10 protein-coding genes and 2 tRNA genes are annotated in these 13,236 nt (G+C 64.3%); 8 read left to right on the forward strand and 4 right to left on the reverse strand.

Annotation, left to right across the window (positions count from 1 at the left end; translation table 11 throughout):
* Positions 1–212, reverse strand: a 212-nt coding sequence (locus G3N99_RS23010) for a glycerate kinase (RefSeq protein WP_206123552.1), incomplete at its 3' end; no start/stop codon positions are given.
* 388 nt (positions 213–600) lie between these two features.
* Between G3N99_RS23010 and tig the strand changes: the two genes are divergently transcribed.
* The 7 genes from tig (at position 601) to G3N99_RS23045 (ending at position 9,398) form a co-directional block, all read left to right on the forward strand.
* Positions 601–1,947: a trigger factor gene (gene tig / locus G3N99_RS23015; RefSeq protein ID WP_174941210.1), complete on the forward strand. Its 1,347-nt coding sequence runs from the start codon at positions 601–603 to the stop codon at positions 1,945–1,947.
* A gap of 140 nt (positions 1,948–2,087) precedes the next feature.
* On the forward strand, positions 2,088–2,741 hold the full coding sequence (clpP, locus tag G3N99_RS23020; protein ID WP_010092137.1) for an ATP-dependent Clp endopeptidase proteolytic subunit ClpP: 654 nt from the start codon (positions 2,088–2,090) through the stop codon (positions 2,739–2,741).
* Positions 2,742–2,905: 164 nt separating this feature from the next.
* Positions 2,906–4,177, forward strand: coding sequence for an ATP-dependent Clp protease ATP-binding subunit ClpX (gene clpX, locus G3N99_RS23025; RefSeq protein ID WP_006489345.1), 1,272 nt, complete (start codon positions 2,906–2,908; stop codon positions 4,175–4,177).
* A gap of 197 nt (positions 4,178–4,374) precedes the next feature.
* A complete protein-coding gene (gene lon, locus G3N99_RS23030; protein WP_011352361.1) occupies positions 4,375–6,798 on the forward strand; it encodes an endopeptidase La in 2,424 nt (807 codons plus the stop codon).
* A gap of 204 nt (positions 6,799–7,002) precedes the next feature.
* Positions 7,003–7,078 (forward strand) — tRNA-Val (locus tag G3N99_RS23035).
* A 23-nt stretch (positions 7,079–7,101) separates the two neighbouring features.
* Positions 7,102–7,178 (forward strand) — tRNA-Asp (locus tag G3N99_RS23040).
* 285 nt (positions 7,179–7,463) lie between these two features.
* On the forward strand, positions 7,464–9,398 hold the full coding sequence (locus G3N99_RS23045) for a SurA N-terminal domain-containing protein (RefSeq protein ID WP_206123553.1): 1,935 nt from the start codon (positions 7,464–7,466) through the stop codon (positions 9,396–9,398).
* Positions 9,399–9,473: 75 nt separating this feature from the next.
* Here G3N99_RS23045 and G3N99_RS23050 read toward each other — a convergent pair whose 3' ends face one another.
* On the reverse strand, positions 9,474–10,148 hold the full coding sequence (locus G3N99_RS23050) for an arylesterase (RefSeq protein ID WP_174941207.1): 675 nt from the start codon (positions 10,146–10,148) through the stop codon (positions 9,474–9,476).
* On the opposite strand from G3N99_RS23050, the gene G3N99_RS23055 reads away from it, so the two are divergent.
* Positions 10,147–10,860 carry an ABC transporter ATP-binding protein gene (locus G3N99_RS23055; protein ID WP_206123554.1) on the forward strand — a complete coding sequence of 238 codons (714 nt, stop codon included), beginning with the start codon at positions 10,147–10,149 and terminating at the stop codon, positions 10,858–10,860. The genes G3N99_RS23050 and G3N99_RS23055 overlap by 2 nt on opposite strands.
* Positions 10,861–10,928: 68 nt before the next feature.
* On the opposite strand, the gene pgi is transcribed toward G3N99_RS23055, so the two are convergent.
* Both pgi and G3N99_RS23065 read right to left on the reverse strand, forming a co-directional pair.
* Positions 10,929–12,551, reverse strand: a complete 1,623-nt coding sequence (pgi, locus tag G3N99_RS23060; protein ID WP_174941203.1) for a glucose-6-phosphate isomerase — start codon at positions 12,549–12,551, stop codon at positions 10,929–10,931.
* A gap of 111 nt (positions 12,552–12,662) precedes the next feature.
* Positions 12,663–13,236 (reverse strand): NAD(P)H-hydrate dehydratase (locus G3N99_RS23065; RefSeq protein ID WP_206123555.1); only part of this gene is annotated, 574 nt, incomplete at its 5' end.

Consider the following 13,236-nt stretch of genomic DNA (forward strand, 5'->3'; position numbering starts at 1 on the left):
TCCCGCAGCGCGCGCCGTGTGCCCCCGCCAGCCAGCATCGCGTCGAGCGTGCCTTCGCCGCCGTCGGCCATCGGGCAGCAGCGCACGACAGCGTCGGGCCGGGCGCGGCGGATGCCGGTGGCGATCGCGTCCGCGACCTGCTCGGCGGAAAGCGAGCCTTTGAACGAATCGGGCGCGATGACGACGACAGGCGCGGACGGGTGTTGCGGCATGGTGTCTCCGGAAGGCGTGATTGGTGTGAAGAATATTGGGGCCGCGACGGCGACGACCCCTCAATCGGAGCTTACAGGATGGCGGGCCCGTGGTGGATACGGCGTTCGGCATAGCGGCGATCCGCTTGCATTGCCGTGCAAAGGGCCGTTGACGCGGCGCAGACGCATGTGCATCGCGCCGATCTGGCGGTGTGATGAAAATTGTTTGCTAGAATAGTCGATTCTTCCGGCCAAAGCCGTGCTCCGAGCCGCTTGCGCTAGCCATCCGGCGCGTGCAGGGATGGCGTGGCGCTCCGGCGCGGCGAGTGGATGTGATGCACATCCCGCCGCAGGCAGGCACGGCAAGGAAAACCCGATTCGCTCGAATAATTTTAGGACGATTGAAGCCATGGCTAACGTTGTTGAGAACCTCGGCAAGCTTGAACGCCGCGTGACGATTTCCCTGCCGAAAGACACCGTGCAGAAGGAAATCGACGCCCGTATCCAGAAACTCGCGAAGACCGTGCGCATGCCGGGTTTCCGCCCGGGCAAGGTGCCGGTGAAGATGGTCGCGCAACAGTATGCGGGCCAGGTCGAGGCAGAAGTGCTGAGCGACAAGATCGGCCAGGAATTCTTCACGATCAGCCGCGCGGAAAACCTGCGCGTCGCTGGCCAGCCGAGCTTCGAGCCGAAGCAGGAGCAGGCTGAAGGTGCATACGCATTCGACGCGACGTTCGAGGTGTATCCGGAAGTCAAGATCGGCGATCTGGCGACGGCTGAAGTCGAGCGCTCGACGACGTCGATCGGCGACGCCGAAATCGACCGCACGCTGGACATCCTGCGCAAGCAGCGCGTGCACTTCCACGCACGTGGCGAAGCCGGCGAGCACGGCGACGGCGGCGCGGACACCGCAGCGAAGAACGGCGACCGCGTGACGGTCGACTTCGTCGGCAAGATCGACGACGTCGCGTTCCAGGGCGGCACGGCTGAAGATTTCCCGTTCGTGCTCGGCGAAGGCCGCATGCTGCCGGAATTCGAAACGGCAGCGCTGGGCCTGAAGGACGGCGAATCGCGCACGTTCGACCTGGCGTTCCCGGAGGATTACCACGGCAAGGACGTCGCGGGTAAGACGGCGCAATTCACGGTCACGATGAAGAAGATCGAGTGGCCGCACCTGCCGGAAATCGACGGTGAATTCGCGAAGTCGCTCGGCATCGAAGACGGCGATCTCACGAAGATGCGCGGCGAGATCAAGGAAAACCTCGAGCGTGAAGCGAAGCGCCGCACGCAGTCGATCGTCAAGAACCAGGTGATGGACGCGCTGCTGAAGATCTCCGAACTCGACGTGCCGAAGGCGCTGATCGAGCAGGATCAGCAACGCCTCGTCGAAATGGCTCGCCAGGATCTGGCGCAGCGCGGCGTGCCGAACGCGAAGGACGCACCGATCCCGGCCGAGATGTTCACCGAGCAGGCGGAACGCCGCGTGAAGCTGGGCCTCGTGCTGGCCGAGCTCGTGAAGTCGAACGGCCTCGAAGCGAAGCCGGAACAGATCCGCGCGGAAGTCGACGAGTTCGCCAAGAGCTACGAAGACCCGAAGGAAGTGGTCCGCTGGTATTATTCGAACCAGCAGCGCCTCGCCGAGATGGAAGCGTTCGTCGTTGAAAGCAACGTCGTCGATTTCGTGCTGGGCAAGGCGAAGGTGACGGACAAGGAAGTGAGCTTCGAAGCACTCGCGAGCGCATCGGCGCAAGCGTAAGTGTTGCTCTAGCGGCGTGCCGGCTGTCGGAGCGACGGCCCGCACGCCGTTTTTACGTCAAGCGCACGGTTGCCATTAATATGGCGATTGAGCGGGCGGCTTCCTTCCGTTCAATTTTCCATTCGAACAAGGTTCATTGAATGATCACTCGCGCTGAATTGCTGGACATGCTTGCTTCGAACGCGCCGCAGGGTTTCGAGGCGCAAGCGCTGGGGCTGGTGCCGATCGTCGTCGAAACGAGCGGCCGCGGCGAGCGTTCGTACGATATCTACTCGCGTCTCCTGAAGGAGCGCCTGGTGTTCATGGTCGGCGAAGTGAACGACCAGACCGCCAACCTCGTGGTTGCGCAGCTGCTGTTCCTCGAGAGCGAGAATCCCGACAAGGACATCAGCCTGTACATCAACAGCCCGGGCGGGTCGGTGTCGGCCGGCATGGCGATCTACGACACGATGCAGTTCATCAAGCCGGACGTGTCGACGCTGTGCATGGGCCTCGCGGCCAGCATGGGTGCGTTCCTGCTCGCGTCGGGTGCGAAGGGCAAGCGTTTCGCGCTGCCGAACTCGCGCGTGATGATTCACCAGCCGCTCGGCGGCGCGCGCGGCCAGGCATCCGACATCGAGATCCAGGCACGCGAAATCCTCTACCTGAAGGAGCGGCTGAACCAGTTGCTCGCGCAGCACACGGGCCAGGACGTCGAGCGCATCGCGCGTGACACCGACCGTGATAACTTCATGTCGAGCGAGGATGCGAAGGCGTACGGGCTGATCGATCAGGTGCTGCTGAAGCGCCCGTGAGCTTAAGTGGGGTGCCGCCCCGATTCGTGCGGCGCCCCTGCGACGTCCCGAACGCCCTGAGCATCTGCGGCAAGCGCATCCAGCCGGCTCCGGTCGCGCCCTAGGCGCGGCGCTCGGAGCATTCGGCGTATCATGTCATTTACCTGTCCGGAGGCTCTACATTCATGGCGGACAAAAAAGGTTCGAACAGCGAGAAGCTGTTGTATTGCTCGTTTTGCGGGAAAAGCCAGCATGAGGTGAAAAAACTCATCGCGGGCCCGTCGGTGTTCATCTGCGATGAGTGCATCGACCTCTGCAACGAAATCATTCGCGACGAGGCGGCTGCCGCCGGCGTCGAGGCCAGCCTGTCCCGGTCGGATCTCCCGAGCCCGCAGGAAATTCGCGACATCCTCGATCAGTACGTGATCGGCCAGGAGCGCGCGAAGAAGATCCTCGCGGTGGCCGTGTACAACCACTACAAGCGCCTGAAGCATCTCGACAAGAAGGACGACGTCGAGCTGTCGAAGAGCAACATCCTGCTGATCGGCCCGACGGGCTCCGGCAAGACGCTGCTCGCGCAGACGCTCGCGCGGTTGCTCAACGTGCCGTTCGTGATCGCCGATGCGACGACGCTGACCGAAGCCGGCTACGTCGGCGAGGACGTCGAGAACATCATCCAGAAGCTGTTGCAGAACTGCAACTACGAGGTCGACAAGGCCCAGCGCGGGATCGTCTACATCGACGAAATCGACAAGATCAGCCGCAAGTCGGACAACCCGTCGATCACGCGCGACGTGTCGGGCGAGGGTGTCCAGCAGGCGCTGCTGAAGCTCGTCGAGGGCACGATGGCGTCGGTGCCGCCGCAGGGTGGCCGCAAGCACCCGAACCAGGATTTCATCCAGGTCGACACGACCAACATCCTGTTCATCTGCGGCGGTGCATTCGACGGCCTCGAAAAGGTGATCACCGACCGTACCGAGAAAACCGGTATCGGCTTCGGCGCGACGGTCAAGAGCAAGCAGGAACGCGACGCGGGCGAAGTGCTGCGCGAAACGGAACCGGAAGACCTGATCAAATTCGGTCTGATCCCCGAATTGATCGGCCGCCTGCCGGTGGTCGCGACGCTCGGCAAGCTCGATGAAGCCGCGCTGATGAAGATCCTCGTCGAGCCGAAGAACGCGCTCGTCAAGCAGTATCACAAGCTGTTCGCGATGGAGCGCGTCGAGCTGGAGATCCGGCCGGGCGCACTGCAGGCAGTCGCCCGCAAGGCGATCCGCCGCAAGACCGGCGCGCGCGGTTTGCGTTCGATCATCGAACAGGCATTGCTCGACGTGATGTACGAACTGCCGACGATGAAAGGGGTCAGCAAAGTCATCATCGACGAGAACGTCATCGATGGCGACGGCAAGCCTTTGCTGATCTACGAGGACACGCCGAAGGTGGCGGGTTCGAACTGACCGGCTTGCCGACGATGTTCTGCGAAAAAGGCCGTTCATGAGACCGTGGGCGGCTTTTTTTCGTTTATCTTGTGGGTAACTCTGACTCGACACGCGGTGGTTACTTTCTTACCGAATATTTCCCGCACTTGAAGGCTTGCAATTCGTTGTGGCGGCCTCAATTACCGAACAATTGATTCCACTCATGGGGAAATGAAATGTCAGGCACCCAACTTCTCCCGCCGGAACGCATCACGCTCCCGCTGCTGCCGCTGCGGGATGTCGTCGTTTTCCCGCACATGGTGATTCCGCTCTTCGTGGGCCGGCCGAAATCGATCAAGGCCCTCGAAGCAGCGATGGAAGGCGGCAAGCACATCATGCTCGTCGCCCAGAAAACCGCGGCCAAGGACGAACCGACCGAAAAGGACATGTACGAGGTCGGCTGTATCGCCAACATCCTGCAGATGCTGAAGCTGCCGGACGGCACCGTGAAGGTGCTCGTCGAGGGCCTGCAGCGCGCGAAGGCGTTGTCGATCGAAGAGCAGGAAACGCAATTCTCCTGCGAAGTGATGCCGCTCGAGCCCGATCACGCCGACAGCGCTGAAACGGAAGCGCTGCGCCGCGCGATCGTGTCGCAGTTCGACCAGTACGTGAAGCTGAACAAGAAGATCCCGCCGGAGATCCTCACGTCGCTGTCGGGCATCGACGAAGCAGGCCGCCTCGCCGATATGATCGCCGAGCGCCTGCCGCTGAAGCTCGACCAGAAGCAGCACATCCTCGAGATGTTCCCGGTCATCGAGCGCCTCGAGCACCTGCTCGCGCAGCTCGAAGCCGAGATCGACATCCTGCAGGTCGAAAAGCGCATCCGCGGGCGCGTGAAGCGCCAGATGGAAAAGAGCCAGCGCGAGTACTACCTGAACGAACAGGTCAAGGCGATCCAGAAGGAGCTGGGCGAAGGCGAAGAGGGCGCCGATCTCGAGGAACTCGAGAAGCGCATCAACGCCGCGCGCATGCCGAAGGAAGCGAAGAAGAAGGCCGACGCCGAGCTGAAGAAGCTGAAGCTGATGTCGCCGATGTCGGCGGAAGCCACCGTCGTGCGCAACTACATCGACACGCTGATCGGCCTGCCGTGGCGCAAGAAGAGCAAGGTCAACAACGACCTGTCGAATGCCGAGCAGGTGCTCGACGAGGATCACTTTGGCCTCGAGAAGGTGAAGGAACGGATCCTCGAGTATCTCGCGGTGCAACAGCGCGTCGACAAGGTCAAGGCACCGATCCTGTGCCTCGTCGGGCCCCCGGGCGTCGGCAAGACCTCGCTCGGCCAGTCGATCGCCCGCGCGACGAACCGCAAGTTCGTCCGGATGGCGCTCGGCGGCGTGCGTGACGAAGCCGAGATCCGCGGCCACCGCCGGACGTACATCGGTTCGATGCCGGGCAAGATCCTGCAGAGCCTCACGAAGGTCGGCGTGCGCAATCCGCTCTTCCTGCTCGACGAAGTCGACAAGATGGGCATGGATTTCCGCGGCGATCCGTCGTCGGCGCTGCTCGAAGTGCTCGATCCGGAACAGAACCACACGTTCGCCGACCACTACATCGAAGTCGACTTCGATCTGTCGGACGTGATGTTCGTCGCGACGTCGAACTCGCTGAACATCCCGCCGCCGCTGCTCGACCGAATGGAAGTGATCCGTCTGTCGGGTTACACGGAAGACGAGAAGGTCAGCATCGCCCAGCGTTACCTGCTGCCGAAGCAGAAGAAGAACAACGGGCTGAAGGAAGGCGAGATCGAGGTCACCGAGCAGGCGATCCGCGACATCATCCGCTACTACACGCGCGAAGCCGGTGTGCGTTCGCTCGAGCGGGAAGTGTCGAAGATCTGCCGCAAGGTCGTGAAGATGCTGCTGCTGAAGAAGGCATCGGGCGCGATCAAGGTCGACGGCGAAAACCTCGATACGTTCCTCGGCGTACGCAAGTACGACTTCGGCCTCGCGGCGAAGGAAAACCAGGTCGGTCAGGTGACGGGCCTCGCGTGGACGGAAGTCGGTGGCGATCTGCTGACGATCGAAGCCGCGGTGATGCCGGGCAAGGGCAACGTGATCCGTACGGGTTCGCTCGGCGACGTGATGAAGGAGTCGGTCGAGGCGGCACGTTCGGTCGTGCGCTCGCGTTCGCGTCGTCTCGGCATCAAGGACGAAGCGTTCGAGAAGCAGGACATCCACATCCACGTGCCGGAAGGTGCGACGCCGAAGGACGGTCCGTCCGCCGGTGGTGCGATGACGACCGCGCTGGTATCGGTGCTGACGGGTATCCCCGTGCGTGCCGATGTCGCGATGACGGGCGAAATCACGCTGCGTGGTGAAGTCCTGCCGATCGGTGGCCTGAAGGAGAAGCTGCTCGCAGCACATCGCGGTGGCATCAAGCTCGTGCTGATTCCGGAAGAGAACGTGAAGGATCTCGCCGAGATTCCGGACAACGTGAAGAACGCGATCGAGATCGTGCCGGTCCGCTGGATCGACAAGGTGCTGGAACTCGCGCTCGAGCGTTCGCCGACCCCGCTGCCGCCGGAAGAAGAGGCGAAGGCGGCGGCACCGGTTGCTGACGCAGCGAAGGATGCCGGCTCGACGGAATTCGTCAAGCACTAAGCATCGGGACACCGTCCTTCCTGACGGTTGTTCACGAAACCCGCGGCATGGCCGCGGGTTTTTTTATGCGTATTGAAATCATGCGCGCGAGTGTTAAAAAAATTCACGTCAGGGCTTTGCAAAATGATCGGGGATGAATTAAACTTGCGGGCTCGCTGGTTGTTGATGCCGAAACGCAGATCGCAGCCAGAACGAATCGGAAACGGGTGCTTAGCTCAGCTGGTAGAGCGGCGCCCTTACAAGGCGTAGGTCGGGGGTTCGAACCCCTCAGCACCCACCAGTTTCCTGATTCAGCCAGACCAAGGAGCGGTAGTTCAGTCGGTTAGAATACCGGCCTGTCACGCCGGGGGTCGCGGGTTCGAGTCCCGTCCGCTCCGCCAAAAAATGAAGAAGCCCGCCTTGTGCGGGCTTTTTTATTTTCGGTTCCGATTGGGAAACGTTTCGGGCGCGTAGCGGCCGAGTGAAGGGAGCCGGTTGCGTGGTCTGCAGGATGCAGGCGAGTCCCGTCCGCTTCGCCGCTCACGCGAAAATGCCTGCGCAACGCGGGCATTTTTGTTTTGTGCGCCTGGTTGTCGCGTCGTACTCGCCCGCAGTACGTCTGCTTTTCTCCCGTCCCACCCCGTATGTTGTAATATCGGTCGTTTTGTCCAATTTTCCCGTCACGCATGCTCGATTTCTTCCGTAATCACCAGCGCCTGATGATGGCGCTCCTGCTCCTGATCGTGTTGCCGGGGCTGGGTTTCGTCGGGATCCAAGGCTTCCGCGGCTTCTTCGACGATAGCGCGAACGTCGCGGCAGTCAACGGGCACAAGATCACGCGGGTCGAGTTCGACGGCGCGTTCCGCCAGCAGATCGACCAGGCGCGTCAGGCGCTCGGCGGGCAGTTCGACATCAAGATGTTCGATACGCCCGAGCACCGCAAGCAGGTGCTCGACGGCCTGATCCAGCAACGCGTGCTGGCCGACGAGACCCAACGTCTGCACCTGACCGCATCCGACAACGCCGTGCGCGACGCGCTGATGAGCGACCCGATGATCGCGTCGCTGAAGAAGCCCGACGGTTCGATCGACGTCGAGCGCTATGCGCAACTGCTGTCGTTCCAGGGGATGACGCCCGAGCAGTATCAGGAGCGCGTGCGCTACAGCCTCTCGCTGCAACAGATTCCGGCCAGCATCGTGTCGAGTGCATTCACGCCGAAGAGCCTCGCGCAACGCCTGTCCGAACTCGCCGCGCAGCAGCGCGAAGTGCAGGCGCTCGTGCTGAAGACGAGCGACTTCGCGGCGAAGGTCCAGCCGACCGATGCGCAGCTCGCCGCGTACTATGAAGCGCACAAGCAGAGCTTCGCGACGCCGGAAACCGCGACGATCCAGTACCTGGTCTATTCGCCGGCCGCAGCGGCCGCGAGCGCGCAGCCGACCGATGCGGACATCAAGAAGTTCTACGACGACAACCCGACGCACTTCCGTACCGAAGCGCAGGTTCGCGTGAGCCACATCTTCATCGCCGCGCCGGGCAGCGCAAGCGCGGCCGACAAGGCGGCAGCGAAGACGAAGGCCGAGCAGCTGCTGGCCGACGTGAAGGCACACCCGGACCAGTTCGCGCAGATCGCGCAGAAGGGCTCGCAGGACGCGCCGTCGGCTGCGAAGGGCGGCGACCTCGGTTTCATCACGCGTGGCTCGACGGCGGGCGGCAAGGCGTTCGACGATGCCGCGTTCGCACTCAAGCAGGGCGACGTGAGCGGTGTCGTGCAGTCGGATCTGGGCTTCCACATCCTGAAGGCAACGGAAGTGAAGCCGGCCGCCGTCAAGCCGTTCGCCGACGTGAAGGATCAGATCGCAGTCGACCTGAAGCAGCAGTACGCATCGAAGGCGTTCACGGACAACGCAGAAGGCTTCACGTCCACCGTCTACGAAAAGGCGAAGACGCTGCAGCCGGCCGCGGACAAGTACAAGCTGACGATCCAGACGGCCACCGTCACGCCGACGCCGAATCCGCAGCTGCCGCCGACGAGCCCGCTGAACAATCCGAAGTTCCTGGCCGCCGTGTTCGCGAACGACTCGGTGAAGAGCCAGAACAACACGCAGGCGATCGACGTCGGCAACAACACGCTGATCTCCGCGCGCGTGACCGACTACAAGCCGGCTGCCGTGCCCGCACTCGACGCGATCAAGGACGTCGTACGCCAGAAGGTCGTCGCCGAGCAGGCTGCGGAACTCGCGAAGAAGGATGGCGCGGCGAAGCTCGCCGAACTGCAGAAGTCGAAGTCGACGGACGGGTTCGCGGTCGCGCAGAAGGTCTCGCGCACGCAGTCGCAGGGCCTGACGCCGGCTGCACTGAGCGCCGTGTACAAGGTCGACGCGAAGACGCTGCCGGCTTACGTCGGTGTCGATCTCGGCGCGGACGGCTACGCGATCTACCGCGTGAACGCGGTGATCCCGGGTTCGGCGGTCGATCCGCAGCAACTGGCGGCCGCGCAGCAGCAGATGGCGCAGGTCGACGCGCAAAGCGAAGGCGAAGCGTATCTCGCCGCGCTGCGCGATCGCTCGAAGGTGAAGCTGTACGGCTCGACGGCCGGCCAGTCGCAGGACGGCGACAACTGAGCGTCGTTTCGCACGCAACAAAAAAAGCCCCGCTTCATGCGGGGCTTTTTGTTTTCCGGGGGGGGGGCGGTGGCGTCAGCCGCGCGGCTTGCCGAGCAGCGGTTTCAGCGCCGGCCAGACGTTGTCGAGCAGAATGCCCTGTGCCTGCTGCGCGGGATGCATCTGGTCGGCCTGGAACAACTCCGGCTTGTTCTCGATGCCGGCCAGCAGGAACGGCACGAGCGGCACGCCGAGATCCTTCGACAGCCGCGTATAGACGGCGTGGAACTTCTGCGTGTAGTCGGGGCCGTAATTGGGTGGCACGTACATGCCGACCAGCACGACCTTCGCCCGCGCCTGTCGTGCACCGGCGATGATGTCGCGCAGGTTCTGCTCGGTCGTGGCGAGCGGCACGCCGCGCAGCGCATCGTTCGACCCGAGCTCGACGACGACGATCGACGGCTTGAGCCGCTGCAGCACGGCGGGCAGCCGTGCACGGCCGCCGCTCGTGGTGTCGCCGCTGACGCTGGCGTTCGCGACGCTATAATCGATTCGCTCGGTCGTGAGTCGTTGCCGCAGCAATGCCACCCAGCCGGAGTCGCGTGGCAGCCCGTATTCGGCCGACAGGCTGTCGCCGAGCACGACGATCACGGGCTGGCCCGATGTCGCGGCCGGCGTCGTCGCAGCGCGTGCCGGTACGGTGGCGGCCAGCAGGGTGCCCAGCAGCGCGGCGAACGCCGCGCGTCTTTTCCAGCGAAATGTCGTGTCCATGTTCAAGATTACCGATCCGATCATCGAAGTCCATGACGTGTGCAAGCGGGTCGCCGATGCAACGGGCGAGCTGACGATCCTCGACGGCATCACGCTCGCCGTGCAGCCAGGCAGCAGCCTCGCGATCGTCGGCGCGTCGGGGTCGGGTAAATCGACGCTGCTCGGCCTGCTTGCAGGGTTGGACAGCGCGACGAGCGGCACGGTTCGCCTGCTCGGCCGCGCGCTCGACCAGCTCGACGAGGATGCACGCGCGGCGCTGCGCAACGGCGCAGTCGGGTTCGTGTTCCAGTCGTTCCAGTTGATGCCGCACCTGACGGCGCTCGAGAACGTGATGCTGCCGCTCGAGCTGCAGGGCGGCATCAGTGCGCGTGAGGCAGCCGATCGTGCCCGGGCGCTGCTCGTGCAGGTTGGTCTCGGCGAGCGTACCGCGCATTATCCGAAGCTATTGTCCGGAGGCGAGCAGCAGCGTGTCGCGCTTGCGCGCGCATTCGTCACGCGCCCGGCGATCCTGTTCGCCGACGAGCCGACCGGCAGCCTGGATGCAGCCACGGGCCATGCGGTCATCGACCTGATGTTCGAACTGAACCGCACGCATGGTGCCACGCTCGTGCTCGTCACGCACGATGTCGAACTTGCGCGCCGCTGTGCGACGACCGTGACGATCGACGCTGGACGCATCGTCGAGCCGCATGCGGAGCGGCGCGGCGCCTGATTTTTTCGGCCGGCCGCGCAGGCAGGGCTGCGCGGCCGGCATCGTCATGACGCCGTTGCGTCAGCGCTTCAACGCTTCAGCGCTGCGCGGGCGCGCTCGATCAGCGCGGTGGTCGACGAGTCGTGCTTTGCCGGATCGACCGACTCGGACGACAGGTCGGCTTCCACTACCTTGCCGAGAATCTTGCCGAGCTCGACGCCCCACTGGTCGAACGGATTGATGTCCCACACCGTTGCCTGCACGAGCACCTTGTGTTCGTACAGCGCGATCAGCGCGCCGAGCGTGCGCGGCGTCAGCGCATCGACGAGCAGCGTCGTCGTCGGGCGGTTGCCCGGGAACGTCAGGTGCGGCGCGAGCGCTTCCTTGCCCGGACCGGCGACCTTGCGCGCTTCGTCGAGCGTGCGGCCGAGCATCAGTGCCTCGCTCTGCGCAAAGCAGTTCGCCAGCAGCTTCGGATGATGGCTCGCGAGCGGATGCTCGGGCGTCAGCACCGCGATGAAGTCGATCGGCACGATCGTCGGCCCCTGGTGCAGCATCTGGAAGAACGCATGCTGGCCGTTGGTGCCCGGCTCGCCCCACGTGACGGCCGACGTCGGGTAGTCGACGAAGGTGCCGTCCAGGCGCGCGGATTTGCCGTTGCTCTCCATTTCGAGCTGCTGCAGGTACGACGGCAAGTAGTGCAGCGCTTCCGAATACGGCGCGACGAGATAGCTCTGCGAACCGAAGAAATTCCGGTACCAGATGCCGATCAGGCCGAGCAGCACGGGCAGGTTGCGCTCGAGCGGCGCTTCGCGGAAATGACGGTCCATGTCGTCCGCGCCGGCCAGCAGCTCGTCGAACTGCTCGGGGCCGATCGCGATCATGATCGACAGGCCGACTGCCGACCACAGCGAATAGCGGCCGCCGACCCAATCCCACATTTCGAACACGTTGTCGGCGGCGATGCCGAACTTCACGACTTCGGCCGGGTTCGCCGACACGCCGACGAAGTGCTTCGCGAGTGCGTCCTCGGGGCAGCCGCGCGCGACGAACCAGTCGCGCAGCGAGCGTGCGTTCGTCATCGTCTCGAGCGTCGTGAAGGTCTTCGACACGATGATCGCGAGCGTTTCCTCGGGATCGACCTGTTCGAGCACGCGCGCGAGATCGGCGCCGTCCACGTTCGACACGAAATGCGTGGTGATTTCAGGTGTCGCGACGTGGTGCAGCGCATGCACGACCATCTTCGGCCCGAGGTCGGAGCCGCCGATGCCGATGTTGATCACGTGGCGGATGCGCTTGCCGGTGTAGCCCGTCCACGTGCCGCTGCGCACGGCGCGCGCGAAGGTCGCCATCTTCGCGCGCTCGGCGCTGATCTGTGCGTGGAACGGCGCTTGCGGATCGGTCGCGCGCAGCGCGGTGTGCAATGCGGCACGGCCCTCGGTCGGGTTGACGATCTCGCCCGCGAACATCGCGTCGCGGCGCGCTTCGACGCCCGCGTCGCGCGCGAGCTGCACGAGCAGGCGCAGCGTGTCGTCGTTGATGCGGTTCTTCGAGAAATCGGCCGCGAGACCGCCGCCCGGAATCGTGAAGCGTTCCGCACGGGTCGGCGCGTGGTCGTTTTCCGGCGCGAACCAGTCGCGCAGCCGGGCGTGACGGATCTGTTCGAAGTGGGATTGAAGGGCAGTCCAGGCGGGGAGCGATTTCAGCGTCATGGCGGTTCGAGTGAAGCGTGAATCGGGAGGAATGCCGCGCCGGCTCATCGGGATCGGAAAGCCGGCGGACGAGAGGGCCCGCCGTGCGGCGGGGCAGTCAGTATAGCGGCGTTATGTGTCGGCGCGCGGCGACGCATAAAAAAGGCGATTGATCAGCGTGCGCACCATCGGCGCGAGTTCGCCGGCCGTGAGTCCGGCCGGGCCGGTGCCGTGCGCGGTCAGCGTGTCGGCCGCGAGACCGTGCAGGTAGACGCCCGCGAGCGCTGCTTCGTACGGTGCGACACGCTGCGCGAGCAACGCGCCGATCAGGCCGCCGAGCACATCGCCGGTGCCGCCCGTGGCGAGCGCGTCGTTGCCGGTCGGATTGATCGTCACGCGGCCGTCGGGCGCCGCAATCACTGTGCCCGAGCCTTTCAGCACGACGTTCGCCGCATAACGCGCCGCAAGCGCCTGCGCGGCCGCGACACGGTCGCGCTGGATCGTCGCCGTGTCGCTGCCGAGCAGCCGGGCGGCTTCGAGCGGATGCGGCGTCAGCACGCACGGATTGCCGCGGGTACCGCGGGTGGCGACGGCGGTCGCGAGATCGGCATGTGTCGCGACGAGGTTCAGCGCATCGGCATCGAGCAGCGTCGCGGCATCGTGTGCAAGCACGTCGCGCACGAGTGTCGCTGCGGCTTCGCGCGTG

It is taken from the genome of Burkholderia sp. Ac-20392, from assembly GCF_017104585.1.
GTDB lineage: Bacteria > Pseudomonadota > Gammaproteobacteria > Burkholderiales > Burkholderiaceae > Burkholderia > Burkholderia lata.